General features: G+C 65.6%; 24 protein-coding genes. 10 read left to right on the plus strand and 14 right to left on the minus strand.

What is annotated here, in order from left to right; translation table 11 throughout:
- Positions 1 to 3: 3 nt before the first annotated feature.
- Positions 4 to 741, minus strand: coding sequence for a cytochrome c biogenesis CcdA family protein (locus tag P0652_RS03335; RefSeq protein ID WP_284177328.1), 738 nt, complete (start codon positions 739 to 741; stop codon positions 4 to 6).
- Between the two features lie 107 nt (positions 742 to 848).
- On the opposite strand from P0652_RS03335, the gene P0652_RS03340 reads away from it, so the two are divergent.
- Complete coding sequence (locus tag P0652_RS03340; RefSeq protein ID WP_284177329.1) at positions 849 to 1,868, plus strand: P1 family peptidase; 1,020 nt, start codon at positions 849 to 851, stop codon at positions 1,866 to 1,868.
- Between the two features lie 110 nt (positions 1,869 to 1,978).
- On the opposite strand, the gene P0652_RS03345 is transcribed toward P0652_RS03340, so the two are convergent.
- Positions 1,979 to 3,223 (minus strand): NAD(P)/FAD-dependent oxidoreductase, encoded by a 1,245-nt coding sequence (locus P0652_RS03345; RefSeq protein WP_284177330.1) that lies wholly within the window; start codon positions 3,221 to 3,223, stop codon positions 1,979 to 1,981.
- 125 nt (positions 3,224 to 3,348) lie between these two features.
- On the opposite strand from P0652_RS03345, the gene P0652_RS03350 reads away from it, so the two are divergent.
- The 5 genes from P0652_RS03350 to P0652_RS03370 are packed head-to-tail and all read left to right on the plus strand — an operon-like array spanning position 3,349 to position 7,482.
- Complete coding sequence (locus P0652_RS03350; protein ID WP_284177331.1) at positions 3,349 to 4,317, plus strand: bile acid:sodium symporter family protein; 969 nt, start codon at positions 3,349 to 3,351, stop codon at positions 4,315 to 4,317.
- Positions 4,318 to 4,333: 16 nt separating this feature from the next.
- Positions 4,334 to 5,005, plus strand: a complete 672-nt coding sequence (gene rpe / locus P0652_RS03355) for a ribulose-phosphate 3-epimerase (RefSeq protein ID WP_284177332.1) — start codon at positions 4,334 to 4,336, stop codon at positions 5,003 to 5,005.
- Positions 5,002 to 5,514 carry a hypothetical protein gene (locus P0652_RS03360; RefSeq protein WP_284177333.1) on the plus strand — a complete coding sequence of 171 codons (513 nt, stop codon included), beginning with the start codon at positions 5,002 to 5,004 and terminating at the stop codon, positions 5,512 to 5,514. The genes rpe and P0652_RS03360 overlap by 4 nt, the downstream gene beginning before the upstream one ends.
- Positions 5,515 to 5,569: 55 nt before the next feature.
- Positions 5,570 to 6,871, plus strand: a complete 1,302-nt coding sequence (gene purB / locus P0652_RS03365) for an adenylosuccinate lyase (protein ID WP_284177334.1) — start codon at positions 5,570 to 5,572, stop codon at positions 6,869 to 6,871.
- Between the two features lie 59 nt (positions 6,872 to 6,930).
- Complete coding sequence (locus P0652_RS03370) at positions 6,931 to 7,482, plus strand: RBBP9/YdeN family alpha/beta hydrolase (protein ID WP_284177335.1); 552 nt, start codon at positions 6,931 to 6,933, stop codon at positions 7,480 to 7,482.
- 23 nt (positions 7,483 to 7,505) lie between these two features.
- Here the strand turns inward: P0652_RS03370 and P0652_RS03375 are convergent, their stop codons facing one another.
- The 7 genes from P0652_RS03375 to P0652_RS03405 form a co-directional block, all read right to left on the minus strand.
- Positions 7,506 to 7,709 carry a hypothetical protein gene (locus P0652_RS03375; RefSeq protein WP_284177336.1) on the minus strand — a complete coding sequence of 68 codons (204 nt, stop codon included), beginning with the start codon at positions 7,707 to 7,709 and terminating at the stop codon, positions 7,506 to 7,508.
- 68 nt (positions 7,710 to 7,777) lie between these two features.
- On the minus strand, positions 7,778 to 8,704 hold the full coding sequence (locus P0652_RS03380) for an MBL fold metallo-hydrolase (RefSeq protein WP_284177337.1): 927 nt from the start codon (positions 8,702 to 8,704) through the stop codon (positions 7,778 to 7,780).
- A 136-nt stretch (positions 8,705 to 8,840) separates the two neighbouring features.
- Positions 8,841 to 9,458, minus strand: a complete 618-nt coding sequence (rpsD, locus tag P0652_RS03385; protein ID WP_284177338.1) for a 30S ribosomal protein S4 — start codon at positions 9,456 to 9,458, stop codon at positions 8,841 to 8,843.
- 273 nt (positions 9,459 to 9,731) lie between these two features.
- A complete protein-coding gene (gene pip / locus P0652_RS03390; RefSeq protein WP_284177339.1) occupies positions 9,732 to 10,691 on the minus strand; it encodes a prolyl aminopeptidase in 960 nt (319 codons plus the stop codon).
- A complete protein-coding gene (gene murI, locus P0652_RS03395; RefSeq protein ID WP_284177340.1) occupies positions 10,681 to 11,439 on the minus strand; it encodes a glutamate racemase in 759 nt (252 codons plus the stop codon). The genes pip and murI overlap by 11 nt, the downstream gene beginning before the upstream one ends.
- Positions 11,440 to 11,467: 28 nt before the next feature.
- Positions 11,468 to 12,823 carry a flavin monoamine oxidase family protein gene (locus tag P0652_RS03400; RefSeq protein ID WP_284177341.1) on the minus strand — a complete coding sequence of 452 codons (1,356 nt, stop codon included), beginning with the start codon at positions 12,821 to 12,823 and terminating at the stop codon, positions 11,468 to 11,470.
- Between the two features lie 81 nt (positions 12,824 to 12,904).
- Positions 12,905 to 13,690 carry an RNA methyltransferase gene (locus tag P0652_RS03405; protein ID WP_284177342.1) on the minus strand — a complete coding sequence of 262 codons (786 nt, stop codon included), beginning with the start codon at positions 13,688 to 13,690 and terminating at the stop codon, positions 12,905 to 12,907.
- Between the two features lie 191 nt (positions 13,691 to 13,881).
- Here P0652_RS03405 and P0652_RS03410 point away from each other — a divergent pair, with 191 nt between their 5' ends.
- The 3 genes from P0652_RS03410 (at position 13,882) to P0652_RS03420 (ending at position 16,962) form a co-directional block, all read left to right on the plus strand.
- The gene (locus P0652_RS03410) at positions 13,882 to 15,096 is read left to right on the plus strand and encodes an NADP-dependent isocitrate dehydrogenase (RefSeq protein ID WP_284177343.1); all 1,215 of its coding nucleotides are present in this window, start codon (positions 13,882 to 13,884) and stop codon (positions 15,094 to 15,096) included.
- Positions 15,097 to 15,360: 264 nt separating this feature from the next.
- Positions 15,361 to 15,810, plus strand: a complete 450-nt coding sequence (locus P0652_RS03415) for an acyl-CoA thioesterase (protein WP_284177344.1) — start codon at positions 15,361 to 15,363, stop codon at positions 15,808 to 15,810.
- Between the two features lie 60 nt (positions 15,811 to 15,870).
- Positions 15,871 to 16,962, plus strand: coding sequence for a hypothetical protein (locus P0652_RS03420; RefSeq protein WP_284177345.1), 1,092 nt, complete (start codon positions 15,871 to 15,873; stop codon positions 16,960 to 16,962).
- 87 nt (positions 16,963 to 17,049) lie between these two features.
- Here P0652_RS03420 and alaS read toward each other — a convergent pair whose 3' ends face one another.
- Entirely contained in the window at positions 17,050 to 19,692 is a 2,643-nt protein-coding gene (gene alaS, locus P0652_RS03425; RefSeq protein ID WP_284177346.1) for an alanine--tRNA ligase, read from the minus strand.
- 141 nt (positions 19,693 to 19,833) lie between these two features.
- The gene (recA, locus tag P0652_RS03430; protein WP_284177347.1) at positions 19,834 to 20,898 is read right to left on the minus strand and encodes a recombinase RecA; all 1,065 of its coding nucleotides are present in this window, start codon (positions 20,896 to 20,898) and stop codon (positions 19,834 to 19,836) included.
- A gap of 159 nt (positions 20,899 to 21,057) precedes the next feature.
- On the opposite strand from recA, the gene P0652_RS03435 reads away from it, so the two are divergent.
- Entirely contained in the window at positions 21,058 to 22,089 is a 1,032-nt protein-coding gene (locus P0652_RS03435) for an FkbM family methyltransferase (protein ID WP_284177348.1), read from the plus strand.
- On the opposite strand, the gene cckA is transcribed toward P0652_RS03435, so the two are convergent.
- Genes cckA through fliR form a run of 3 tightly spaced genes read right to left on the minus strand, consistent with a single transcriptional unit; the run spans position 22,084 to position 26,575 of the window.
- On the minus strand, positions 22,084 to 24,678 hold the full coding sequence (gene cckA, locus P0652_RS03440) for a cell cycle histidine kinase CckA (RefSeq protein ID WP_284177349.1): 2,595 nt from the start codon (positions 24,676 to 24,678) through the stop codon (positions 22,084 to 22,086). The two genes, P0652_RS03435 and cckA, sit on opposite strands and share 6 nt — an antisense overlap.
- 49 nt (positions 24,679 to 24,727) lie before the next feature.
- Positions 24,728 to 25,798 (minus strand): flagellar biosynthesis protein FlhB, encoded by a 1,071-nt coding sequence (gene flhB, locus P0652_RS03445; RefSeq protein WP_284177350.1) that lies wholly within the window; start codon positions 25,796 to 25,798, stop codon positions 24,728 to 24,730.
- Between the two features lie 3 nt (positions 25,799 to 25,801).
- Positions 25,802 to 26,575, minus strand: a complete 774-nt coding sequence (fliR, locus tag P0652_RS03450) for a flagellar biosynthetic protein FliR (RefSeq protein WP_284177351.1) — start codon at positions 26,573 to 26,575, stop codon at positions 25,802 to 25,804.
- Between the last annotated feature and the right edge of the window lie 26 nt (positions 26,576 to 26,601).

Consider the following 26,601-nt stretch of genomic DNA (forward strand, 5'->3'; position numbering starts at 1 on the left):
CCCTCACCCCAGCCGGCCGAGCACCGGAAAGGCCTCGAGCAGGTAGAATCCGAGTTGCGAGAAGGACCCCGTCAGGAAAGCGAGCCCGGTCAGAACGAGGAGCACGCCCATCACCTTCTCGACCTTGCCGATATGGGCCCGGAATTTCTGCAGGAAGCGGACGAACGGCCCCATCATGAAGGCGGCCAGCAGGAAGGGCACGCCAAGCCCGGCCGAATAAACCGCCAGCAACCCGGCCCCGCGTGCGACGCTGCTCTCGCTGCCGGCTACCGCCAGAACCCCGGCCAGGACCGGCCCGATGCAGGGCGTCCAGCCAAAGGCAAAGGCCAGCCCCATCACGAAGGCCCCGAGGAAACCCGCCGGCTTGTCCACCTCCATCCGCGCCTCGCGCGCCAGCATGCCCAACCGGAACAGCCCGAGAAAATGCAGGCCCATCAGGATGATGGCGACACCCGCCACCTGTGCGAGAATATGGGCATAGGCGCGCAGCAGCGCCCCGACCAGCGAGGCCCCGGCCCCGAGGGCGATGAACACAGTCGAGAAGCCGAGCACGAAAAACAAGGCGGCCAGCAGCGCATGGCGGCGCAGGCTGCGATCGATCTCGCCGGCTCGGGACAGTTCCGACACGCTGGTCCCCGCGAGATAGCACAGATAGGGCGGCACAAGCGGCAGCACGCAGGGGCTCAGGAAGGAGAGCAATCCCGCGAAGAAGATGACAGGCAGGGTCAGTTCGGGCGTCATGGCACTTCCGTCGGATGTTCCCCTGCTTTCTATAGCAACAAGGGTTGAGAAAATCCCACGGGCCGGACACCTTGTCGTGAACATGTGCGATGTCCCGGAAGGTTCGCTTGCCCCAGACCCGCTCCCCTGCCGTCCCGGTTGTTCCTGCGGGTCTTTCCATCGGCCATGCCGGGGATGCCGCCATCGCCAGCGGCGTGACGGCTTTGGTCTTTGCTGAGCCCGCCACCGCCGCAGTGGCGATGCTTGGCGGTGCGCCCGGCGGGCGGGACACGGCCCTCCTCGCCCCGGAAATGACCGTCGAGCAGGTCGATGCGCTTTTGCTCTCGGGCGGCTCCGCCTTCGGCCTCGATGCGGCGGGCGGCGCCATGGCGGCTCTGGCCGCGAGCGGGCGCGGCTTTCCTGTCGGGGCGATCCGCGTGCCGATCGTGCCGCAGGCGATCCTCTTCGACCTGCTGAACGGCGGTAACAAGGCCTGGGACAACCCGCCTCCCTATTGGGAATGGGGCCGGCAGGCCGTGCTGCAGGCCGGGAGCGCGACACATGAAGGCTCGGTCGGCGCCGGCCTCGGCGCGACCCTCGCCAACCTGAAAGGCGGTTTCGGCATAGCCAGCGCGAGAACGCGGACCGGCCTTGCCATCCAGGCCTTCATCGCGGTGAATGCAATCGGCGTTGCGACCATCGGCGAGACCGGCCGTTTCTGGGCGGCGCCCTACGAACAGGGCGCTGAGTTCGGCGGGCGGGGCTGGCCCTCGCCGCTGCCGGCGGATGCCCTTGCCTTGCGCATCAAGGGCCATGCCGCCGAGCCCGCCACAACGATCGGCGCGGTGGTGACGGATGCCCGCCTCACCAAGGCGCAAGCGCACCGCCTCGCCCTCATGGCGCATGATGGCCTCGCCCGCGCCATCCGCCCCGCTCATGCGGCCATGGATGGCGACACACTCTTCGCCGCGGCGACCGGACGGGAGGCTCTGGCGGACCCTTTGCGCGATCTGACGGAACTCGGCATGCTGGCGGCGGATTGCGTAGCCCGCGCCATTGCCCGCGGGGTTTATCACGCCCGCGCGCTGCCGTTTCCGGAAACACTGCCGGACTGGCAAACGCGGTTTGGCGGTCAAACCTCTGCCTGAAGCAGCGGAATCAGGCTGTGTGCCAGCCGAAGCAAGCCTCTGGACATGCGCTGTTTTCCACCGGCTTGAATCAATCTGGCAGGGGCCTCAACTCCTGCGCGAGGCGGGCTTCAGTTGAACCGCGCCAGCGAATACGGGGCCGGATCGGTATAGGGCGCCTCGCCGGTGATCATCTCGCCGAGCAGCCGCGCGGCTGAGCCGGCCAAAGTCAGCCCGTGATGGGCATGGCCGAAATTGAGCCACAGGCCCTTGTGCCGCGGCGCCTTGCCCATCACCGGCAGCATGTCCGGCATGCAGGGCCGCGCGCCCTTCCAGGGCTGCGCCTCGACCCGGCCCTCCAGCGGCATGATCTCGCGGGCATAGGGCTCGATCATGTCGATCTGGCGCGGCGTGGCCGGGCTGTCGCGATGGGCGAATTCCGCACCCGAAGTCAGGCGGATGCCGCGCGCCATCGGCACCAGCATGTATCCGACATCGGCATCGAGCACCGGCAGGCCGAGCGCGGCATTGCCCTTCGGCCGCATATGGACATGGTAGCCGCGTTTGACACCCATCGGCACCTTGTAGCCCATCGGGCGCAACAGGTCGGGCGCCCAGGGGCCGAGCGCGACCACACAATCGCGCGCCGAGACCGGCCCCGTCTCGGTCTTGACGGACCAGCCATCGCGCTCCTCGGCCAGCGACATGGCGTTGCCGCTGAGGAAGCGCCCGCCCAGAGCCTCGAACCTGCGGGCATAGGCGAGCGTCAGCGCCTCGGGATCGTTGAGGCTGTAGGGCGTCGTCCAATGGATGCCGCCCACGACGACATCCGACAGCGAGGGCTCCATCGCCTGCAGGGCCGGCTTGTCGAGCACCGCATATTCGACACCGAACGGCTCGAGATCACGCCGCGTGTCCTCGAGCACCTTCCGCAGGCTCTCCTCCTTGCGGAACACCTTGAGCCACCCTCCGGGGCGCAGCATCGCTTCCACGCCGGCCTCGCGGGCGAGGCGCCGGTGCTCGGCCAGGCAGGCGCCGAAAATCGGGGCATTGGCGGCTGCGGTCTTCAGCTGGCCGGCCCGGTTCGAGGCCATGAAGTAGCGCGCCATGAAGGGCGCGATCTTGAACAGGTCTTTGATGTGATAATGCGCTTCCGGCTTGAGGTTGAGCGCATATTGCAGGAGAAGGAGGGGGTCACGCGGGAAGGCATAGGGCATGACGGCTTCGCTCTGGATCAGGCCGGCATTGCCGAACGAGGTCTCCGCCCCCGGGCGACCCCGGTCGATGAGGGCCACCGTGCGGCCGCGCAGGGCCAGATCGAGGGCAAGCGAGGTGCCGACAATGCCGCCCCCGAGAACAAGAACATCGAACCGCATGGAAACTCCCCTCTCGTTGCCGCCAATCTGCCCAAACCAGCCCCTCAACTCAATCACGATATCCCGCCATTCCCCGTGATTGCGTTGGAATATCTGCCCGGATCTAGTGAAAATCGCGGCACTTCATGCTGAACCCCTTGCGCACCTTCCTCGCTTTCCTCGGCCGCCACGCGACGGTTGCCTATGCCCTGTCGATGTTTGTCGGCCTTGCGCTCCCGGCTCTGGCGGCGACGCTGAAGCCGATGATCCCGATCTCGATCTTCACCTTCATCGTGCTGTCTTTCGCCCGGGCCAACCTGCCGGGCCTGAAAGCCGTGCTGCAAAGGCCGGGCCATCTGGCCCTCGGCCTTGCCCTCTCCACCTTGCTGCCGCCGCTGATCGGCTGGATCGTCCTGCAGGCCCTGCCGGGGCTTGACCCCGCGATCCGGCTCGGCATCGCGCTGATGGCCGCCGCTCCGCCGCTCATGGCCTCGCCGGTCTATGCCGCCGTGGTCGGACTGGAGAACAGCTTCGCCCTCTCCATGCTCGTTCTCGGCATGGTGGTCGCGCCGCTGGTCTCGCCGGCCCTCGCCTCGTTCCTTGTCGGGGCGGAAGTGCCGATCTCGCCCCTCGCCCTCGCCCAGCGCCTCGCCATCTTCATCGGCGGCGGCATCCTTGTCGGGCTGGTCTTCCGCCGGCTGGTCGGCCTGCCGCGCATCGCCGCGCTGAAGAACGAACTCGATGGTTTCGGCGTCGTGCTCTATTTCCTTTTTGCGATCGCCGCGATGGACGGCGTGATCGATGCCACGCTGACGCGGCCCTGGCTCGTGGCCGGCATGATCGCCGGTTCGACCCTGTTCTGCATCCTCGGCTTCGCGGCGGCCTATCTGGTCACCGGGCTTTTCGGCTTCAATGATCGCTTCTCCATCGCGATCTCGATCGGCCTGCGCAATATGGGCCTGCTGGTCGCGCCGATCATTTCACTGGTGCCGGGCGATACGTTCCTGTATTTCGCGCTGGCCCAGGTGCCGGTTTACATGGCACCGATGATGCTGAAATGGGCGAAGGCCCGGCTCGAGCCCCGCCCCGCCGCCCCGAGCCTCGATGCCGCCTGATACGGAGCCCCATGCCATGCGCCCCCTGCTGATCGCCCCCTCCATCCTCTCGGCCGATTTCGCCGATCTCGGTGCCGATGTTGCCGCCATGATGGGCGCCGGCGCGGACTGGGTGCATATCGACGTGATGGACGGTCATTTCGTGCCGAACATCTCCTTCGGCGCGCCGATCATCAAGGCGATCCGGAAGGCGACACCCGCCTTGTTCGACACCCATCTGATGATCGCCCCGGCCGATCCCTACCTCAAGGATTTCGCCGAGGCCGGCTCGGACCTGATCTCCGTCCATGTCGAGGCCGGTCCGCATATCCACCGCTCGCTCCAGGCGATCCGCGCGCTCGGGAAGAAATCCGGCGTCGTGATCTGCCCCGGCACGCCGGCCAGCGCCATCGCGCCGGTGATCGACATGGTCGATCTCGTGCTCTGCATGAGCGTCAATCCCGGCTTCGGTGGCCAGAGCTTCATCCCGTCCGTGCTCGGAACCATCCGCGATGTCCGCGCGATCATCGGCGATCGCCCGGTCGATCTGGAGGTGGATGGCGGCGTGACACCCGAAAATGCCGGGGCCATTGCCGCGGCCGGTGCCAATGTGCTGGTCGCTGGCTCCGCCGCTTTCCGCGGCGGCCGCCAGGCCTATGCCGGCAACGTCGCGGCCATCCGCGCCGCTGCGGAAGCCGGGCGCCAGTGACGGAAGCGGCCGACCAGCCGGCTGCACGCCGGGTGCAGGCTCTTCTTGTCCTGCCGGCTATGGCCATGGCCCTGTTCGCCCTGCGCATTGTCGAGCGCGGCGAAATCTGGCTCGACCGGACCTACTGGCTGACGGGCCTTGCCGGCCTTGGCGGGCTCGGCGGCGGCCTGCTGGTGCTGCTGCTGGCGGGGCCGCTCGACCGCCTCCGCCGCACGGCCCCGCGCATCCTCGTCACCGGCCTCGTCTTCTGCGCCGGCTTCATCGCCGCCATGCTGGCTGGCTATCTGGTCTATGTGATCGCGATCAGCGGCCAGTTCGAAGGCCGGCCGGACCGCTATCTCCGTAGCGTCGCCTTCGCCTCGATGCAGACCTCCCTGCTCTTCCTCGTCTCGGTGCCGCCCTATCTCCTGCCCTGGCCGCTGCCGCTGCTCGCCGGATGCGCAGCCTGGCTGCTGGCAGGGCCCGCACCGGCTGCAAAGCCGGTTGAGCCGGCGTCCCCCCGGGTGTAACGAGAGGCCGCGTGCCAGCCTTGCCGGCCCCGCCTCCCAGCCAGAAAGAACATCGATGATCCCCCGTTACGCCCGCCCCGACATGGTCTCCATCTGGTCGCCGGAAACGCGCTTCCGTATCTGGTTCGAGATCGAGGCCCATGCGACCGATGCGCTGGCCGAACTTGGCGTCGTGCCGAAGGAAGCTGCGCGCAAGGTCTGGGAAAAGGGCGGCCCGGCCACGTTCGATGTCGCGCGGATCGACGAGATCGAGCGCGAGGTGAAGCATGATGTCATCGCATTCCTGACCCATCTCTCGGAAATCGTGGGCCCCGAGGCCCGTTTTGTCCATCAGGGCATGACCTCGTCCGACGTGCTCGATACCACCCTGGCCGTCCAGCTCACCCGCGCCAGCGACATCCTGCTCGCCGATCTCGATGCCTTGCTCGCCGCCCTCAAGCGCCGGGCGATGGAGCATAAATTCACGCCCACGATCGGCCGCAGCCATGGCATTCATGCCGAACCGGTCACCTTCGGGCTCAAGCTCGCGCAGGCCTATGCCGAATTCGAGCGCTGCCGCGCCCGCCTGCTCAATGCACGGTCGGAAGTGGCGACCTGTGCCATTTCCGGCGCGGTCGGGACTTTCGCCAATATCGACCCGCGCGTCGAAGCGCATGTCGCCCAGCAGCTTGGCCTCGCCGTCGAGCCGGTCTCCACCCAGGTGATCCCGCGTGACCGGCACGCCATGTTCTTCGCCACGCTGGCGGTGATCGCCTCCTCGGTCGAGCGGCTGGCCACGGAAATCCGCCATCTCCAGCGCACCGAGGTCTATGAGGCCGAGGAATATTTCTCGCCGGGCCAGAAGGGCTCCTCGGCCATGCCGCACAAGCGCAACCCGGTCCTGACCGAGAACCTGACCGGCCTGGCCCGCATGGTGCGCTCCTATTGCATCCCGGCCATGGAGAATGTGGCGCTCTGGCACGAGCGCGACATCTCGCATTCCTCTGTCGAGCGCTATATCGGCCCGGATGCCACGATCACGCTGGATTTCGCCCTGCACCGCCTGACGGGCGTCATCGAGAAGCTGCTCGTCTATCCCGACAACATGAAGAAGAATCTCGACCGCCTCTCCGGCCTGCACAATTCGCAGCGCGTGCTGCTGGCCCTGACGCAGGCCGGTGTCAGCCGGGAGGACAGCTACCGCCTCGTCCAGCGCAACGCGATGAAGACCTGGGAACATGGCGCGGATTTCCTCGCCTCGCTGAAGAACGACCCCGAGGTTTCCTCACGCATCGCAGCCAGCGAACTCGAGGCCATGTTCGATCTCGGCTATCACTTCAAGCATGTTGAGACGATCTTCGACCGGGTGTTCGGTTAACCCGGTCAGACTGTCTCATCGATGGGACAAGCCCGCGCTGGCCCCGAGGACCACTGACCATGAAAACCGCTGACGCTGACATCCTCATCATTCCGGGGCTGGGCAATTCCGGCCCGGACCATTGGCAGAGCCGCTGGGAGGCGAAGCTCTCCACCGCGCGGCGCGTCGTCCAGCCCGATTGGGACAGGCCCGACCGCGCGCAATGGACAGGTGCCATCCACCAGGCGGTCGAGGCAGGCGGGCGGCCCGTTATCCTGATTGCCCATTCCCTCGCCGTGGCGGCCATCGGCCATGCAGCCGCGAGCCTGCCGCCGGGCAGGGTGCGCGGCGCCTTTCTGGTCAGCCTGCCGGACTGCAACCGGCCCGATCTCCTGCCGGGAATGAGCCATGATTTCGGGCCGATGCCGCGTGATCCGCTGCCTTTCCCGTCGCTGCTGGTGGCAAGCCGCAACGATCCCTATTGCGAATTCGACGTCGCCGCCGATCTGGCCAATGCCTGGGGCTCGGCGCTGGTCGATGCCGGCGAAGCCGGGCATATCAACAGCGCCTCCGGCCATGGCCCCTGGCCCGAGGGGCTGCTGCGCTTCGCCGGGTTCCTCCGCCAGCTCTGATCCGCGCCAGGGCCTGCTGCCTGCTAGGTGCTGCGGGTCTGGGCGAGGATCTTCCGCGAGACATAGGCGCTGATCGGGATGGCCCCGAAAAAGCCGACCAGTGCCGCAAGCGGGATCAGGCGCATGCCCTGATCATAGAGTTCGGGAACAGTGACGATCACGATGACGAGGATGCCCATCAGGACCGTCATCAGCATGATGTGAACAAGGGCCGCTACCTTCAGCATGGCAGCCTCCTTCCGGTGTTGAACGGAAAGAGACTAGGCTCGCCGGCCCGGGCCGGCATTGACATCCGTCAACCCGGCGCGCCGGCAACAAACCGGTAGGCACTGCCCTCCTTCACCGCATGGCCGAGGCCGGGCGAAGGCAGGTGATAGCCGATGAAGGGCAGCTTGTCGGCGACCAGCCGGTCGAGCAAAGCCTTGCGGGTCGCGGCGCCCTTGTCGGGATCGGTATCCGACCCCGTCCGCCATTCCGGATGGCGGAAGGAAATGGCCCGATGTGTCAGCGCATCGCCGAGGATCATGACCTGTCGGCCGCCCCCGGCCACGACGAAGGAAAGATGCCCCGGCGTATGGCCCGACGTGTCAACCGCCAGGATGCCCGGCGCCACTTCCTGCCCGGCAGCGATGCGCTTCGTCTTCTCGGCAATGCTCTTGAAGATCCTTTGCGCCCCGGCCGCGAAGGCATGCCTGTCCTCCGGCAGCTTCGAATAGACATCGGGCGACGCCCAGAAATCCCATTCCACGGCCGATATCTGATAGGTGGCATTCGGGAAAAGATCGGAATCGAAATCATCGATCGCCCCCCAGAGATGATCCGGATGGGCATGGGTGAAGATCACGCGCTTCACCTCGTCCTTGTTGATGCCCGCCGCCTCGAGGCTGGCCGCCAGCTTGCCCGAACCGGGCAGGAAATTGGCGCCGGCGCCGCAATCGAAGATCGTCCAGCCATCCGGATCCTTCAGCAGCGTGACATTGAGGACCGAGCGGGAAACATCCGTCGGCATGCCCTCCGCCGTGAGCAGGGCCTTGATCTCCGCCTCCGGCACCTGCCGCGCCACCATGGACATCGGCAATTCGAACCCGCCATCGGAGAGCACATGCAGGCTGCGCGGACCGAGCGTCATCACGCTCTGCGCGCGGGCTGCCCCCGGCAACGCCATCGTGGCGGCAAGTCCGGCAGCCAGCGCAAGCACCTCGCGGCGGTTCAGATTGTCCATGGCGTTCTCTCCCGGCCTGTCTTGCCTGCAGGCGTCATATAGTTTGATTTGAATATATAAGGCCCGGCTTGTCCGGCGCGCAACAAAAAAGCCGCCCCGGAGGGCGGCTTTTGCATTCCTTGCGTGGATCGATCGATCAGCGCGAATAGAATTCGATGACGAGGTTCGGTTCCATCTGCACCGGATAGGGCACATCGGTCAGAACCGGGATGCGGGCGAACTTGGCCGTCATCTTGCCGTGATCGACTTCGAGGAAGTCCGGCGTGTCGCGCTCGGCAAGGCCGGCAGCTTCGAGAACGAGCGTGAGCTGCTTCGAGGCTTCCTTCACTTCGACGACATCCCCCACCTTCACGAGATAGCTCGGAACGTTGACGCGCTTGCCGTTGACGCGGATATGGCCGTGGCTGACGAACTGGCGCGCGGCGAACACGGTCGGGACGAACTTGGCGCGATAGACGACGGCGTCGAGGCGGCGCTCGAGCAGGCCGATCAGGTTGGCACCCGAGTCACCCTTCATGCGGACGGCTTCGGCATAGTAACGGCGGAACTGCTTTTCCGAAATCGAGCCGTAATAGCCCTTCAGCTTCTGCTTGGCGCGGAGCTGGGTGCCGAAATCCGACATCTTGCCCTTACGGCGCTGGCCATGCTGGCCCGGGCCGTATTCGCGCTTGTTCACCGGGGACTTCGGACGGCCCCAGATATTCTCGCCCATGCGGCGATCGATCTTGTATTTGGCTTCGTGACGCTTGGTCATCGCAGTTCCTCTCAAGGGCAGGAGGAACGAAAACAGCCGCGCCCGGCCCGAAGGCGGGTGCGCGCCGACCACGTTCCCCGAACGCCCGATTAGGGTTCAAGTTCAGGAGGAACGCGCCCTCCTCTCCCCATCCCGTGCGGGATATGCGGGGCGACAGATCAACCGGGAGGCTTCAGCCGGTTCCGGACAATCGCGGGTGCGTGCGGGAGGTTCCCCTCCCCGGCCGGGTTTCCCCGACCGAAGCGGGGTCGATAGGGGAAAATGCCGTCCGCGTCAACCGGCAAGGAGGGCATGAAGTTCTGCAATGGCCTGCCGGGTGGCGTCGCGCAAACCAGGATTCTGCCGGTCATGCCCCGCCCTTTCGACAACGACCAGCCGGGCCGCCGGCCATGCCAAGGCCAGCCTGTAGGCCGTCTCGAGGGGGGAACCAAGGTCCAGGCGCCCATGCACCAGAAAAGCCGGGAGATGGCTGATCTGCGCCGTTCCGGCCAGCAGCGCATCCTCTGCCAGCCACGCCGCGTGATGCCAGTAATGGACAACAAGACGCGCAAAGCCGAGCCGGTAACGCGGATCATCGAAACGGACAGACCGGACATGCCCCGGCTCGGCCGAGAGAACCGCCTCCTCCCAGTCGGTCCAGGCGATGGCTGCCGCATCGTGCACAGTCGGATCCGGGTGGCGGAGCCGCTCCAGATAGCCACCGAGCACCTGATCGGGGTGCCCGACCTCGGGCACATGCGCGCAGAAGGCCGCGTGGGCTTCGGGGAGGTACCGTCCGACGCCATCGGTCATCCAGCGGATTTCCCGCCGCGTCGTGGTGGCGACAGCATAGAGCACCAAACCGGTCACACGGGTCGGATGTGCCTGCGCATAGGCCAGAGCCAGCGTCACGCCCCAGGATCCGGCAACGATCGCCCAGCGTTCGACACCGGCAAGGTGCCGCAAAGCCTCGATATCGGCGATCAGATCCTGCGTGGTATTGTTCTCCAGCGCCGCCACGCCATCGCCGGCATGGGGGCTGGACTGGCCACAGCCGCGCTGGTCGAATTGCCAGATCTGCCAGCATGCCGGATCGAACAGCCCCGGCATGCTGGCCGAGGAACCCGAACCCGGGCCACCGTGCAGAATCAGGACAGGCTCACCCGCCGGCTGTCCGTGCCGTTGCCAGAACAGGCTGTGCCCGCCGGAGACCGGCAAGAAGCCGGACACAGCTTTCTCGCCTTCAGGCGGCATCCAGCAGCGCCTCCGGCGGGTTACCGGCCGTCATCACCATTCGCGCCGAGCCGGGGTTGTCGAGGGAGCTTTCCCCCAGCACCTGCACCACCCGGCGGGCAATGGCCGGGGCCGGGTCGATCCATTGGACCGGCCAGGGCGCGAGCGCTCCCAGTCGGTCGAGCAGCAGCGGATAATGCGTGCAGGCCAGTACCACCACATCGGTGCGCCGTCCCTCCGCCTCGACGAAGCAGGGCGCGATCTCGCCTGCAAGCGCCTCATCCGGCACCGCCTCGCCGCGCAGGGCCCGTTCGGCCAGACCGGCGAGCGCCCGGGAGCCAACCAGCGTCACCGCAACCCCTTGCGCGAAATCACGGATCAACTCGGCGGTGTAATCGCGGCTGACCGTACCCGGCGTGGCGAGAACCGAGATCATCCGGCTGCGTGTCGCGGCCGCTGCCGGCTTGATCGCCGGGACGGTCCCGACAATCGGCATGGCATGCCGCGCCCGGAGCGGCGGCAGCACGAGCGTCGAGGCTGTGTTGCAAGCGATCACGATGGCATCGGCGGGAAAATCGGCCAGCGCATCGCCGATCACCGCTTCGACACGCGCCACCAGCGCCTCCGGCGCCAGCGCGCCATAGGGGAACAGCGCGTCATCGCCGAGATAGAGATAATCGGCATCCGGCCGCACCTTCCGGATCTCGCGGAAGACCGTGAGACCACCGAGGCCGGAATCGAAAACGAGGATCTTCTGGCGCGTGGACAAGGGGCATCGGGCCTGTGACGATCTCTCGTCAATCGCGCCGAATCGTGCCCGTGGCAAGCCGGCGGGCCAGGTCGTCCACCGCGCGTTGCGCCGAGAGGGCGGCGCCGCCGGCCGTCATCGAGGCCGGCCCGGCATTCGCCTCGCCGGCCAGCCAGAGGCGGTCCCGCACGGGACGTTCCAGAACGCGCCGCGCCTCCATCCGGCCCGGCAGGGCGACGGAATAGGAGCCAAGGGCATGCTGATCGGCGCTCCAGCCGGCGAGCCGGCCCTGCGGCAGCCGCGTGCGTTGGGACTCGCCGAGAATGGCCACCAGCCGGTCGCGGATCGTCGAGACGGCGGTTGCCTCGCCGGCCTTCGCGAGGCTGCGCGCATAATCGCCGCCGAATGTCGCGACGATGAGCGGCCGGTCGAAGGGCCAGAACTCGAAATTCACAAGTTCGTCGCCATCACCCTGGTCAAAATACTGCGTCCAGGGGCTGAGGCCGAGCCGGTCGCCATCCATCCGCAGCGCGACCTTGGTCATCGCCCCCATCCGCAGGCCGGACAGGGCGCGCTGCGTGTCTGCCGGCCAATCGGGCGTGATGCGGATGCCGCCGGCCTGCAGCACCCCGATCGAGACCGTCAGCAGCACGGCCCGCGCCGTCACCACCCCGCCAGGCACGGTCAGGCGGACGCCGGGTCCGGAAAGGTCGATCGCGGAAACGGGGCTGTTGAGCGCGATGTCCACCCCCTTCCCATGCGCCTCGAGCAGATGCCCATAGCCAGCGGGAAGAACGAGATCATCGCCCGAATCGAGCGCCTGGTAATCGCGGATCGACACATGTTCCGGATCCTCGCCGAGGGAGAGCAGGGTCAGCCCCCGTGCGGCCTCGAGCAGTTCCGGTGCATGGCGGCGCGCGGCCTCGGCGAAAGAGAGATCGGCATCGCGGCCCTCGCGTTCGAGTTCCATCGACAGACGCCCGAAGGCGCCGCGCCGCCGGCTGCGCTCTTCCGCCGGCAAGGGCTTGCCATGGCGGAACACGTTGAAGCCGCCCCAGAGCGTGTTGTCGTCGACCAGCTCGAATTTCTGGCGTTCGGCAATCTCGCGCCAGGGATTCCGTTCGGCGAAATGGATGTAGAAGGCCCCGGCCTCGAACCCGGCGCCGAGGCTCTCATCCGTATGGACACGGCCACCGATCCGGCCCTGCGCCTCGAAGATCCTCGCGGTAAGCTTCTTCTCCCGGGCCCGGTGCGCCGCGACAAGGCCGGCAGCGCCTGCCCCGACAATGGCGAGATCGAGATCGGCCCGAACCTGCGCACGAGCGGTCGCGGAAAGGACAGCCGGCGCAGCGATGCCTCCGGCAGCAAGAAGGGTTCCGGCAGTGAAATGGCGGCGCGAGATCATGGCAGGCTCCTGAAGTCAGCCATAGGCCTTCAGGAATACGGCCAGAAGTGGTCACTGGACCGGCCTCGCGCCGATCCCCGCTCACATTTCCGTGTTCGGATCGCCCCGGCGCGGCGCCGGTTTGCCGCGCTTGACCAGCCAGTCCACAGCCCCGCGAAGGGTGCGGATATCCTGCTCGCTCGGCTGCAACCGGTGGATGATGTTGCGCATGTTCCGCACCATTTGCGGGCGCTTGCTCTCCGGGAAGAAATAGCGCGCCCGTTCGAGATGGCCTTCGAGGAAATCGAAGAAGGACAGCAGGGTCTCGCGTGTGGCCGGCGGGCTCATTTCCGGCATGGCGAAGGGCGCGGCATCGCCCTCGGCCTGGCGGAACCATTCATAACCGGTCAGCAGCACCGCCTGCGCGAGATTCAGCGAGGCGAAGTCGCGGTTGACCGGAAAGGTGATGATCGTGCTGGCCAGGGCCACATCCTCGTTCTCGAGGCCGGTGCGTTCCGGCCCGAACAGGATGCCCACCCGCTGCCCCTGGCCAATCCGCCCCCTCGCCTCCTCCATCGCCTGATGCGGCCCGAGCACCGGCTTGGCCTGCCCGCGCTCCCGCGCCGTGGTGGCATAGACATGGTGCAGATCGGCAATGGCGCTCGGCAGGTCCGGGAAGAGCTGCGCCCGGTCGAGAATGGCCGTTGCGCCGGCTGCGGCCGAGACCGCGCCCTTCTTCATCCGCGTCTTCTGCGGCCAGCCATCCCGGGGGGCGACGAGCCGCATCTCCGTCAGGGAGAAATTCGCCATGGCCCGCGCACACATGCCGATATTTTCGGCAAGCTGCGGGCGGACGAGGATGATGACGGGGCGCGGGAGGTCGTTCACACCGGGATCCTGCAAAAAAGCGTGACAGGGCTGGCAGATGCCCCTCTCTCCGCCCTTCGTCAATCTTTGCCTCGAGGGAAAGCAGTGCTATAGCCCGCTCCGGTGCTTCGTCCGTTCCTGAGGGAGCGAAACAGATACAAAAAGACGAATGCGACTTCCCGGTTTGTCCCTGCTCTGAAGGTCTGCTCACGATGAAGAAAATCAAGGTCGCCAACCCGGTCGTCGAAATGGACGGCGATGAGATGACGCGGATCATCTGGGCCTTCATCAAGGAGAAGCTGATCCATCCCTACCTGGATATCGACCTGAAATATTATGATCTCTCGGTCGAGAACCGCGACGCGACGAATGACCAGGTCACGATCGATTCCGCGGAAGCGACCAAAAAATACGGCGTCGCCGTGAAATGCGCGACCATCACGCCGGATGAGGCCCGCGTGAAAGAGTTCAACCTCAAGGAAATGTGGAAATCGCCGAACGGCACCATCCGCAATATCCTCGGCGGCACGATCTTCCGCGAGCCGATCATCTGCAAGAACGTGCCGCGCCTTGTGCCGGGCTGGACGCAGCCGATCGTCGTCGGCCGCCACGCCTATGGTGACCAGTATCGCGCCACCGATTTCAAGTTTCCCGGCAAGGGCACCCTCTCGATCCGGTTCGTCGGCGAGGATGGGCAGGTCATCGAGAAGGAAGTTTTCAAGGCGCCGGGCGCCGGCATCTCGCTCTCGATGTACAATCTCGACGAGTCGATCCGCGATTTCGCCCGCGCCTCGTTCTCCTACGGCCTGCTGCGCAATTATCCCGTCTATCTCTCGACCAAGAACACCATTCTCAAGGTCTATGACGGTCGCTTCAAGGATATCTTCCAGGAAGTGTTCGACGCAGAATATGCCGCGCAGTTCAAGGAAAAGGGCCTGATCTACGAGCATCGCCTGATCGACGACATGGTCGCGTCTGCGTTGAAATGGTCCGGCGGCTATGTCTGGGCCTGCAAGAACTACGATGGCGACGTGCAGTCGGACGTTGTGGCCCAGGGCTTCGGCTCGCTCGGCCTGATGACCTCGGTGCTGATGACGCCGGATGGCAAGGTGGTGGAGGCCGAGGCCGCCCACGGCACCGTGACGCGCCATTACCGCGAACATCAGAAGGGCAAGGAAACCTCGACCAACTCGATCGCCTCGATCTTCGCCTGGACGCGCGGCCTCGCCCATCGCGCCAAGCTGGATGGCAACGAGGATCTGGCGAAGTTCTCCAAGACGCTCGAGAAGGTCTGCGTTGACACGGTCGAGGCCGGCCACATGACGAAGGATCTCGCGCTCCTCGTCGGAGCCGACCAGAAATGGCTCTCGACCTCGGGCTTCCTCGACAAGGTCGACGAGAATCTCAAGAAGGCGATGGGCGCCTGATCGCGCCTGCCTGACGGATGAAAAGGGGCCTCGCGGCCCCTTTTTTGTTGGCGGGACGGCCCCGCCCCCTGGTCATGCCCGCCCTTGGGGCGGGCATCCACGACTTCAGACCCGCAGGAAAGCCAGTCGTGGATGGCCGGGACAGGCCCGGCCATGACAAGGAAGCGAAGGCGATGGACACAAGAATCCCGGTCACTCCGCTTGCAGGGCCGCTCGGGCCCCCTAGACTGCCGGATCCTGTCTCCAGCCTTCCGGATCCTGCCCGTGACGTCACCGCCCGCCCGCTCCGATTTTCCCTTCTTCTTCCCGTTCCGCGTCCGTTATTCAGAGATCGACGGCCAGAGGGTGGCCTACAACGCCCATTATCTGACCTGGTTCGACACGGCGATCTTCGAGTTCTACCGCGCCATCGGCTATGACCAGACGCGCGAGGCCGAAGACCTGCAGGAGGATTGGCATGTCGTGCGGGCGCTCGTCGAATACCGTGCGCCGCTGCTCTACGATCAGGCCTTCGAGGTCGGCGTTCGCGTCGCACGGATGGGCCGCTCCAGCCTGACCTATGCGCTCGCCATCTTCCCGCTGGGCGAGGACAGGCTGCTGACAACCGGCGAGGTGGTGCAGGTCTATACCGATCAGAAAAGCCATCGCGCCACCGCCATTCCGGAGCGTGTCCGCAATCTCTATCGCGCTTTCGCGCCCTTTCCCGAGGGATGATGCACAGCACCGTGCGCTGGCGCACTTGTTGCCGCAGGACGCGCTGTAGAGAATGCCCCGATGAATGCTGACGCCCGATTCTCCCCCCGCGATCTTGACGCTGCTGTCGAGGCCGGCCTGCTCGAACCCGTTGCCGCAGAGCGCCTCAAGGGCTTCCTCGCCGGGCGGGCGCCCGCCCCGGCCGCCAGCGCCCTGCCAGCCGCGCGTTCGCGCTTCGATCTGACCCATGTGCTCTGGTATGCCGGCGCGCTCATCATCATGAGCGCCATGGGCCTGTTCTCCACCCTCGCCTTCTCGGCCATGGGCGGCGCGGGCCTTGCGGTGACCGGCCTGATCTACGGGCTCGGCCTTTGGGCCGGCGGGCACCGCCTCTGGCAGCGCGAGGAGACGCGCACCCCCGGCGGCCTGCTGATCGCCGCCGCCCTGTCCATGGTGCCCTTGATTGTCTTTGGCGTGCAGAGCGCGGCCGATATCTGGCCTGGCTCATCCGCGCCCGGGCAATACCGCTCGTTCTTCCACTATATCAAGGCGGGCTGGATCCCGATGGAACTGGCGACGCTCGTCGTCAGCCTCCTCGCCCTCCGGCGTTACCCGTTCACCTTCATCGCCTTCCCGGCGGCCGTCTGCCTCTGGTTCCTGTCGATGGATCTCGCGGCCTGGATCGCGGAGGAACAGAGCTTCAACTACACATTGCGCCGGCAGGTCTCGCTCGCATTCGGGCTGGTGCTGTTGGTTGCCACCTGGGCGAGCGAGCTGAAGGCCCGGCGCTCAGATTACGGCTTCTGGTTGCACCTTGTCGCTGCAGTCACGCTCTGGGGCGGCCTCACCTTCCAGTCCTCCGGCAGCGAATGGGGCAAGTTTGTCTATTGCCTGATCAATATCGGGCTGATCGGCCTGGCCATTTTCCTCGGGCGGCGCGTCTACTCGGTCTTCGGCGTGATCGGGGTGATGGTCTATCTCGGCCATCTCGCCTACGGCGTGTTCAAGGACTCGCTGCTGTTTCCCTTCGCGCTCTCGGCCATGGGGCTGGTCATGGTCGGGCTCGGCATTGCCTATGCCCGGCGCCGCGTGGCGATCCAGCACTGGGTGGAAGCCCGGTTGCCTGCCGGCACGCAGAGCCTGCGCCCGTTTCACGCCCGCCGGCAGGATTGAAGGCACCCTCTCAGGAGCCGACCCCGGCATGGAGTCGGCGCCGAATCCGGATCAACCGATGGCGGGGAGCCCCCCGACCGGCCGGCCTCAGCCGACAGCAGCCAGACGGCTGGCAATCGCCTGCAGGGCTTCCGGCAGCTTGCCGCCATCCGGCCCGCCGGCCTGGGCCATGTCCGGCCGGCCACCGCCACCCTTGCCACCCAGGATTTCCGATGCCGTGCGGACAAGATCAACCGCATTGACCTTGCCGGCGAGATCCTCGGTCACAGCCACAACGATCCCGGCGCGCTGGTCCTCGCCCACCACGCCGAGCGCGATCACGCCCGAGCCGATTTTCGCCTTGTGTTGGTCGGCAAGGCCCTTGAGATCCTTCACCTCGACGCCCTCGACCTGCTTGCCGAGATAGGCGAAGGCCCCGATCTGCTGCGGTGCATCCGCTGCCTCGCCCCCGCCCATGGCCAGCTTGCGCCGGGTTTCGGCAAGATCACGCTCGAGCTTGCGGCGCTCCTCGGCGATCTGGACGACGCGGCCCGGCGCCTCTTCGACGCCGACCTTGAGGCTGGCCGCGATATCCCGCAGGCGCTCGCGCTCGGCATTGAGATGCCGCCGCGCCGCCATGCCGGTCAGCGCCTCGATCCGGCGAACACCGGCCGAAACCGCACCCTCGCCGACAATCGAGACAAGACCGATATCGCCGGTCCGGCCGACATGGGTGCCGCCGCACAGTTCGATCGAATAGGCCCGGCCATCCGTCTCCAGACCCATCGACACAACGCGGACCTCGTCGCCGTATTTCTCGCCGAACAGCGCGCGCGCGCCCGAATTGATCGCCTCGTCCACGGCCATCAGCCGGGTCACGACCGGGCTGTTCTGCAGGATGATCTGGTTGGCGCGATCCTCGACCTGAATGAGTTCATCGCCGAGGATCGGCTTGGGATGCGAGATATCGAAGCGCAACCGCTCCGGCTCAACCAGCGAGCCCTTCTGCGCGACATGGTCGCCCAGAACCTGACGAAGCGCCTCATGGAGCAGATGCGTCGCGGAATGATTGGCGCGGATCGCGCCCCTGCGGGCGGAATCGACGGTCAGCACGGCTGCGGCGCCGACCTTGACCACGCCCTCCTCGACACGGCCCTGATGCACGAAGACATCCCCGGCGCGCTTGATCGTATCGGTCACGCGGAAACGGAAACCCTCACCGGCAATCACGCCTTCATCGCCGACCTGCCCGCCGGATTCGCCATAGAACGGCGTCTGGTTGAGAACAAGCGCACCCTCGCCCGTCAGGCTGTCCACCTGCCGGCCACTCTGGACAAGCGCGGTGACCACGCCCTCGGCCTGCTCGGTCTCGTACCCGAGAAACTCGGTGGCACCGACAACCTCGCGCACCGCAAACCAGATCGTCTCGCTCGCCGCATCGCCCGAGCCAGCCCAGGCCGCACGGGCCTCCGCCTTCTGCCGCGCCATGGCCGCATTGAACCCGTCGAGATCGACGCCGATGCCGCGGGCACGCAACGCATCCTGCGTCAGATCAAGCGGGAAACCGAACGTGTCGTACAGGCGGAACGCGGTCTCGCCCGAAAGCTTCTGCCCGGATCCCAGCGACGACGTCTCGCTTTCCAGAAGGCCAAGCCCGCGCTCCAGCGTCTTGCGGAACCGGCTCTCCTCGAGTTTCAGCGTTTCGGTGATCAGGCCCTCGGCCCGCACCAGTTCCGGATAGGCCTGGCCCATTTCGCGCACCAAGGCAGGAACCAGCCGGTACATCAGCGGATCTTTCGCGCCAAGCAACTGCGCATGCCGCATGCCGCGCCGCATGATCCGGCGGAGCACATAGCCGCGCCCCTCATTCGAGGGCAGCACGCCATCCGCCACCAGGAAGCTCGAGGCGCGGAGGTGGTCGGCGATCACGCGATGGCTCGCCCCCTGCGGTCCGTCCGGATCGACCGAGACAAGATCCGCCACCGCCCGGACGAGGCTGCGCATCAGGTCGGTGCGGTAATTGTCATGCGTGCCCTGTAGCACGGCCGCGATCCGCTCAAGCCCCATGCCGGTATCGATCGAGGGCTTCGGCAGGCGGATCCGCTCGCCGCCTGGCAATTGCTCGAACTGCATGAAAACGAGATTCCAGATCTCGATGAACCGGTCACCATCCTGGTCAGGCGAGCCGGGCGGGCCACCGGGAATATGCGGACCGTGATCGTAGAAGATTTCCGAACAGGGACCACAGGGCCCTGTATCGCCCATCGCCCAGAAATTGTCGGAGGTCGCGATGCGGATGATCCGCTCGTCCGGCAGGCCCGCGATTTTCTTCCAAAGGCCGAAGGCTTCGTCATCCTCGTGATAGACTGTAACGCTGAGCTTGTCTTTGGAAAGGCCGAATTCCTTCGTCACCAGGGTCCAGGCGAAATAGATCGCGTCTTCCTTGAAATAGTCGCCGAAGGAGAAATTCCCCAGCATCTCGAAGAAAGTGTGATGGCGGGCGGTGTAGCCCACATTGTCGAGATCGTTATGCTTGCCGCCGGCACGCACGCATTTCTGCGACGTGGCGGCACGGGAATAACTGCGGGTCTCGACGCCGGTGAACAGGTTCTTGAACTGCACCATCCCGGCATTGGTGAACATCAGCGTCGGGTCGTTGCGCGGGACCAGCGGCGAGGAATCCACGACCGAATGCCCGTTCTTGCCGAAATACCCCAGAAAGGTCGAACGGATATCGTTGACGCTACTCATGGACCAAACCCTGCCTGTTCTGGCCCGGCACGCCTTGCCGGGCCCTGATTGTTCAGGTTGGTTCTAGTCAGGGGAAAGCCCCCTGTCCACATGGCGAAAGTGCAGATCGGGAAAAGCCTTCTGCCCGGGTCAGGCGATGGCTCAATCCTCGTCCGGCTCCGGCGAGCCGGCCAGGATCGAATCCGCGATGAGGCCGGCATTCTGGCGGATCGACTGCTCGATCCGATCAGCCACTTCCGGGTTCTGCTTCAGGAATGTCTTCGCATTCTCACGCCCCTGGCCGAGGCGCACGCTGTCATAGGAGAACCAGGCGCCGGATTTCTCGACAATCCCGGCCTTGACGCCGAGATCGACGAGCTCGCCGGTCCTCGAAATGCCCTCGCCATACATGATGTCGAACTCAACCTGCTTGAAGGGCGGGGCAACCTTGTTCTTCACCACTTTCACGCGGGTGGTGTTGCCAACAACGTCCTCGCGCTCCTTGATCGAACCGATCCGCCGGATATCGAGCCGGACCGAGGCATAGAACTTCAGCGCGTTGCCGCCCGTTGTCGTTTCCGGGCTGCCATACATCACCCCGATCTTCATGCGGATCTGGTTGATGAAAATGACCATGCAATTCGAACGGGAAATCGAGCCGGTCAGCTTGCGCAGGGCCTGGCTCATCAGGCGCGCCTGGAGGCCCGGCTGCATCTCACCCATCTCGCCCTCGATTTCGGCCTTCGGGGTAAGCGCCGCGACCGAATCGATGACAAGCACATCCACCGCGCCGGACCGGACAAGGGTATCGGCGATCTCCAGCGCCTGCTCGCCGGTATCGGGCTGCGAAATCAGGAGGTTGTCGAGGCTGACGCCGAGCTTGCGGGCATAGACCGGATCCAGCGCGTGTTCGGCATCGACGAAGGCCGAGACCCCGCCCCTTTTCTGGGCTTCGGCCACAACATGCAGCGCCAGCGTGGTCTTGCCCGAGGATTCCGGCCCGTAGATCTCGATGATCCGGCCCTTGGGGAGGCCGCCGACGCCCAGCGCGATATCAAGCGAGAGCGAGCCGGTCGGGATCGCCTCGATCTCCATCGAGGTCTTCTGGCCGAGCCGCATGATCGACCCCTTGCCGAATGCACGCTCGATCTGGGAAAGGGCGGCGTCGAGAGCCTTGGTCTTGTCCATGGAGGAACCTTCTACGAGGCGAAGCTGGGATTGCGACATCGAATTCATCCTCCTTAGGGGATCGGCGCAGCAGGCACAACAACAGGGTAATTCCTGTTTTGTTCTAGTCAAGAAGTTCTTTTTTTGTTCTTAACAGTCCTTGCGCCCGCGCGGCTTCCCGCCCTAAGCTGGAAGCCTGTTTTCGCCAGGGCCCGCCGGATGCACCTCTCCTATGCGCAATTTCTCGAGGATTATCATCTGGATCGTGTGCTGGGGGACCGGCAGGACGCGGCCTATATCGATGTGGGTGGCGGCCACCCGCTTGCGGACAATGTGAGCTATCACTTCTATCTCAAGGGCTGGCGCGGCCTCGTGATCGAGCCGCAAAGCAATCTGGCGGCCCTTTATCGCCATCTCCGTCCGCGTGACATCGTGCTGGACGTGCTGGTTGGCGCGAGGGATGGCGAGGTTCCGTTCCACCGCGTCGATCGGCTGCATGGGTTTTCCACAATCGTGAAGGCCAATGCCGAGGGTGCGGCCGCTTTCGGGGCGGGATTCCGGACCGAGATACGGCAGATCCGCCGGCTGTCCGGGCTGATCGATTCGCACGGAATCGGCCCGATCGCCTTCCTGAAGATCGATGTGGAGGGCGCCGAGGCCGAGGTTTTACGCGGGGTCGACTGGGCCCGTCACCGGCCCTCGGTTCTCTGCATCGAGGCGATCCAGCCCGGAAGCGGCGCCCCGGCCTGGGAATCCTGGGAGCCGATCGTTCTGGCCGCCGGCTATACGCTCGCCCTCGCCGATGGCATCAACCGGTTCTATGTCGCAGCGGAGGAGAGCCACCTTGCGGGGCGCTTTCCGGAAAGGCCCGCACCCTGGGATTGCGTGCGGCATTACTACGAACTTGGTCCGGCGCTCGACCGGACGGATCACCCGGACAGCGCCCTGCTCGACCGGCTGCTCAAAGGTTTCCTCGCCGGCCTTGGCGGGAGGAGCCCGGAGGAGATCCTTGCGCTTCTTGAGGCCTCGGCCGGCCCGGACGGGCTAGAGACCCCGGCGGAACTGGGCCGCTTGCTGCGCGGCGAGCTTCCGGCCCCGGATGGTGAACCCCCCGCTCATGCGCTCGCGGCCGTTGATGACCATGCGCGGGCGGCGATCGGCCGGCTCGCAGCCTTCTATGATGGCGGGATGATCACCGAGGAGGAAGCCACGCCGGCGGGCGAGGTGCCGGCCGGAGATGCAACCTCATGAACCGGGTGCGGAGCCCATCACGCCCTTGACGGTCTCGATCAGCTGCTTCAGGCCGAAGGGCTTGGGCAGGAAGTCGAATTGCTGGCCCTCCGGCAGGTTTTTGCGGAAGGCCTCCTCGGCATAGCCCGAAACGAAGATCACCTTGAGATCCGGCTTGCGGGCCCGCAATTCGCGCAAGAGCGTCGGTCCATCCATTTCCGGCATCACCACGTCCGAGACGACAAGGTCGATGCTCTCGATCGCATCCCCCACCTGCTCGAGCGCATCGACACCGCTCTGCGCCTCGATGACCGTGTAACCGCGCGAGCGCAGGGCCCGCGCTCCGAAGCCGCGAACGGCATCCTCGTCCTCGACGAGCAGGATCGTGCCCTTGCCCGTCATGTCGGCGATGGGCGTCGCGGCCGACCGGCCCTCGCCCGGCGCGGAGGCATCCCCATCAGCCGGGGCGATGGCGGTTTCGGCCGGCCGCACGGGCGCGGCCACGGGCGCCACGACGATGTCATGCCGGGGCAGGAAAATCCGGAAGATCGTGCCCTCGCCGACCGTGCTGTCGCAGGCAATGAAGCCGTTCGACTGGGTGACGAACCCGTAGACCGAGGACAGGCCGAGCCCGGTACCGCGCCCCACTTCCTTGGTGGTGAAGAAGGGTTCGAAAATCTTCTTGCGCACCTCCTCGGACATCCCGGTGCCGGTATCCGAGACCTCGACAAGCACGTAATCAGCCTCGGGCATCCCCTCGACCGCAAAGGCCTCGACCTCGCCCGCCACGATATTCGCGGTGCGGATCAGCAGCTTGCCGCCCTCGGGCATGGCATCGCGGGCATTGACCGCGAGGTTGATGATCATGTTGTCGAACGAGGCAGGATCGGCATTGATCCCCCAGAGATCGCGGCCATGCCGGACTTCCAGCTCGACATTCGGCCCGATCGAGCGCTTGAGCAGGTTGGTGAGGTCGCTCAGCCGCTCGCCAAGATCGATCGATTCCGGCAGCAAGGTCTGCTGGCGCGAGAAGGCCAGCAATTGCCGCACCAGGCTCTTGGCCCGGTTGGCGGAATTCTTGATCTGCATCACGTCCTGATAGCGCGGATCGGAGGCGCGGTAATTGCCGATCAGCAGGTCCGCAAAGCCAACAATCGCCTGGAGATGGTTGTTGAAATCATGCGCGACGCCACCGGCCAGCTGGCCGATCGCGTTCATCTTCATCGACTGGAAGAACTGCTCCTGCAGCTTCTTCTCCTCGGTCGTCTCGATGAGATAGACCAGAGCCACTTCCGGGTCCTGCCCCCGGGCTTCGGCGGGCACGAAGAAAAACCGTGCCGAGCGGCTGCCCTCGCCTTCGATCGCAGCGTCGACAGGGTCGATCTCGCCGCGCCCGGCGACAGCCTCGGCAAAGGCCGCCTCGACGCGGGGCCGATCCCCCGCGGCGACCATGGTGAGCAACGTCCGCCGCTCGCCCGCCTGGGCCGGCGGCAACAGGCTGGCGAAGCGGGCATTGGTCGAGCGGATGCTGCCATCATGGTCCAGCGTGGCAATGGCCAGCGGCGAATTGTTGAAGAACCGCGCGAACCGTACCTCCGCTGCGCGCAGGCCCTCGGAAGCCTCGGTGCCCTGCCCCTGGCTGCGGTTGAGCACGAGGGTGCGCGAAATGCCGGCCGTGCCGTCGGCGGCAAAGGCCACGCGGTGGATCAGTCGCACAGGCAGCGTCTGCCCGTTGCGGCGCTTGAGGTCGAGATCGATCGTCTCGGTCTTGAGCCCGCCCGGCATGCCCTGCACGGAAGCGATCAGCGCCGCGCCGCCGCCGGAAACGATGTCCTTCAGTTCGAGCTTCTGGTCGGCGATCTCGGCAATGTCGAGATCGAGCCAATCCGCCAGCGTAGCATTGAGATAGACCAGCTTCCCGTCCGGATGGGCGCAGAAGAACCCGGCCGGGGCATTGTCGAGATAGGAAATCGCCTGCTGGAGTTCCTGGAACTCGTTCTCGTTCCGCTCGCGCTCGCGGGTGACATCGCTCACGGTCCAGTGCTGGACCGTCTCGCCGCCACGTTCCAGCGGCCGCACCCGCACCCGGTACCAGGCCGAAGGGGCCCCGCCCGCAAGGGCCGGCACGAGGCGGATGACTTCCGTCGCGCTCCGGCCCTCGCGCGCCGCCTGCGCCAGCCGGTAAGTCGCCTCGCTCACCTCGGGCGAGCCGGCAAAGAGACGCTCGACCGGGCGTACGCTCGCAACACGGCCGGGAATGCCCCCGCACAGTACCTGGTAGGCCGAATTGGCATAAAGGACCCGGCCCTCGCGATCGACCACGAGGGTGCCCTCGGAAGCCGTGTCGATCAGCGCCTTGGTTACGTCGTTCCGGGCTGCCCTGCCGGCGAATTGCAGGATGCCGATCGCGTAGAGGAAGGCCACCAGCACGCCGATCGCGGCGAAGAAGGCAAGGAACAGGGTCATGAACAGCGCGTGCTGGCGCTCGTCGAGATAGACCATGCCGACGACGGCGCCGACGATCACAAGCGTGATCAGCAGCAGCAGCGTTGGCGAGCCGTGACGCTGGCTACGGTCGATCGGCGCGCCGACAGGCGTCTCCTTCAGCATGCTTTCCCACCCTGGCAGGGACCAGTCCCGCCCAACGCCCCGTTCTGGCTCACAAACGCTGCCGCCTCAAGCGCATCACGTATCCGATGACTTCTGCAACAGCTTTATAGTGTTCCTCGGGAATTTCCTCGTCGATTTCGACTGTCGCATGCAAGGCGCGCGCAAGCGGCGGGTTCTCGATGATGGGGATATCATGCTCGCCGCCGATCTCCCGGATGCGGAGCGCCAGCGAATCGACCCCCTTGGCAAGACAGACAGGCGCATTCATGCCGGCTTCGTAGCGCAGCGCCACGGCGAAATGTGTCGGATTGGTCAGGATCAACGAAGCCTTCGGCACATTCGCCATCATCCGCCGCTTCAGGATTTCCATCCGCACCTTGCGGATCCGGGCCTTCACCTCGGGGCTGCCTTCGGTCTCCTTGAATTCCTGCTTCATTTCCTCGCGGGTCATCTTCAGCTTCTGGCGCCAGGAGAACCGCTGGTAGACGACATCGAGCACCGCGACGAAGGCATAGACGGCGAGCACCGCACCCAGCAGCTTCAGCGTGAGGATCCAGCTTGCATCGATCATCTTGATCGGATCGAGCCGGACAAGCGCATCGAGCTTCCCGCGCTCCGGCATCAGCACAACGTACATGACCGCGCCGACGATCGTGAATTTCAGCAGGCTCTTGATGAACTGGACAAAGGCCTCGCGCCCGAAGATCCGCTTGAACCCGGCCATGGGCGAGATCCGGTTCATCTTCGGTATCATCGGCTCGACGGTCCAGAGCGGCCGGTGCAGCAGCAGTCCCTGGGCGATTCCGGCGATAAGGGCAAAGGCGAAGGGCAATGCGAGCACGGCGAGGAGCTTGACCGCGGAATATTCCGCAAGGTTCATCAACCCGCCGGGGCTGATCGAGACCTGATGGGCATTGCCGACCATACCGCGCAACGAGCCGACGAAATCTCCGAGCCCCACCGCGCCGGTGATCATGATGGCGAGCGTGCCCGCAGCCAGGGCGAAGAAGGTGGCCACTTCCATGCTCTTCGGGACGTCGCCACGCTCGATGGCCTGCTCGATCCGGCGGTCTGTCGGCTCTTCTGTCTTGTCTTCCTGGTCCTTGTCCTCACCGGCCATCGATCAGCGGCCTCCCGGGAACATCTCGCGGTAGACCCGCATGATATGCTCGAGGAACCCCTCCATCATCAGGCCGAGCACCAGCGCGAGGATCAGCGTGCCGAGCAGGATCGAGGCCGGCATGGCGAGGAAGAAGACCTGCAGCTGCGGCATCATGCGCGAGAGCACCCCGAGCCCGACATTGAACACGAGGCCAAAGACAATGAACGGCGCGGAGATCTGGATCGCGGTGGCGAAGGCGGAGGTGGCCACCGAGAGCACGAGCTGCGCCGCATCTCCGCTGGCGGGAACCTCGCCAGGGCGGAAGGTCTGGTAACTGTCAACCACGCCGAGCAGCGCGACATGGTGCAGGTTGAGCCCAAGAATGAGGCAGACGCCCAGCAAGGAGAGGAAAGTGCCGAGGATGGCCGATTGCCCCTGGTTGGCATTGGCCGGGTCGAAGATCATCGTGAAGGACAGGCCGAGCTGCTGCGCGATGATCACCCCAGCAGTCGACAGGCTGGACATCAGGAACCGTCCGGCCAGCCCGAAGGTGAAGCCGATCATCAGCTCCCCGATCAGCAATTGCACCAGCCCCGGCAGGTTGACGAGCGAGGTCGGCAACCCGGCCCTGACAACCGGCAGCGTGACGAGAACCACAAGCACGGCCAAGGTCAGCCGCACACGCTGCGGTGTCGTCCGTTCACCGAATCCGGGCAATAGCATCATCATCGTGCCGATCCGCGCGAAGATCAGGGCGAAGGCGATCGCAAATTCGGGCAGGACGCTGAAGGTCATGCCCGATTGTCGTGTGATTCGCTCCA

The sequence above is a fragment of the Rhabdaerophilum sp. SD176 genome, from assembly GCF_030143245.1.
GTDB lineage: Bacteria > Pseudomonadota > Alphaproteobacteria > Rhizobiales > Beijerinckiaceae > Rhabdaerophilum.

Coding starts and splice junctions, on each gene's coding strand:
- P0652_RS03335 (WP_284177328.1), bottom strand. CDS start 741: ATGACGCCCGAACTGACCCTGCCTGTCATCTTCTTCGCGGGATTGCTC.
- P0652_RS03345 (WP_284177330.1), bottom strand. CDS start 3,223: ATGCGGTTCGATGTTCTTGTTCTCGGGGGCGGCATTGTCGGCACCTCG.
- P0652_RS03350 (WP_284177331.1), top strand. CDS start 3,349: ATGCTGAACCCCTTGCGCACCTTCCTCGCTTTCCTCGGCCGCCACGCG.
- rpe (WP_284177332.1), top strand. CDS start 4,334: ATGCGCCCCCTGCTGATCGCCCCCTCCATCCTCTCGGCCGATTTCGCC.
- purB (WP_284177334.1), top strand. CDS start 5,570: ATGATCCCCCGTTACGCCCGCCCCGACATGGTCTCCATCTGGTCGCCG.
- P0652_RS03370 (WP_284177335.1), top strand. CDS start 6,931: ATGAAAACCGCTGACGCTGACATCCTCATCATTCCGGGGCTGGGCAAT.
- P0652_RS03375 (WP_284177336.1), bottom strand. CDS start 7,709: ATGCTGAAGGTAGCGGCCCTTGTTCACATCATGCTGATGACGGTCCTG.
- P0652_RS03380 (WP_284177337.1), bottom strand. CDS start 8,704: ATGGACAATCTGAACCGCCGCGAGGTGCTTGCGCTGGCTGCCGGACTT.
- rpsD (WP_284177338.1), bottom strand. CDS start 9,458: ATGACCAAGCGTCACGAAGCCAAATACAAGATCGATCGCCGCATGGGC.
- pip (WP_284177339.1), bottom strand. CDS start 10,691: ATGCCGCCTGAAGGCGAGAAAGCTGTGTCCGGCTTCTTGCCGGTCTCC.
- P0652_RS03400 (WP_284177341.1), bottom strand. CDS start 12,823: ATGATCTCGCGCCGCCATTTCACTGCCGGAACCCTTCTTGCTGCCGGA.
- P0652_RS03410 (WP_284177343.1), top strand. CDS start 13,882: ATGAAGAAAATCAAGGTCGCCAACCCGGTCGTCGAAATGGACGGCGAT.
- P0652_RS03420 (WP_284177345.1), top strand. CDS start 15,871: ATGAATGCTGACGCCCGATTCTCCCCCCGCGATCTTGACGCTGCTGTC.
- alaS (WP_284177346.1), bottom strand. CDS start 19,692: ATGAGTAGCGTCAACGATATCCGTTCGACCTTTCTGGGGTATTTCGGC.
- recA (WP_284177347.1), bottom strand. CDS start 20,898: ATGTCGCAATCCCAGCTTCGCCTCGTAGAAGGTTCCTCCATGGACAAG.
- P0652_RS03435 (WP_284177348.1), top strand. CDS start 21,058: ATGCACCTCTCCTATGCGCAATTTCTCGAGGATTATCATCTGGATCGT.
- cckA (WP_284177349.1), bottom strand. CDS start 24,678: ATGCTGAAGGAGACGCCTGTCGGCGCGCCGATCGACCGTAGCCAGCGT.
- flhB (WP_284177350.1), bottom strand. CDS start 25,798: ATGGCCGGTGAGGACAAGGACCAGGAAGACAAGACAGAAGAGCCGACA.
- fliR (WP_284177351.1), bottom strand. CDS start 26,575: ATGACCTTCAGCGTCCTGCCCGAATTTGCGATCGCCTTCGCCCTGATC.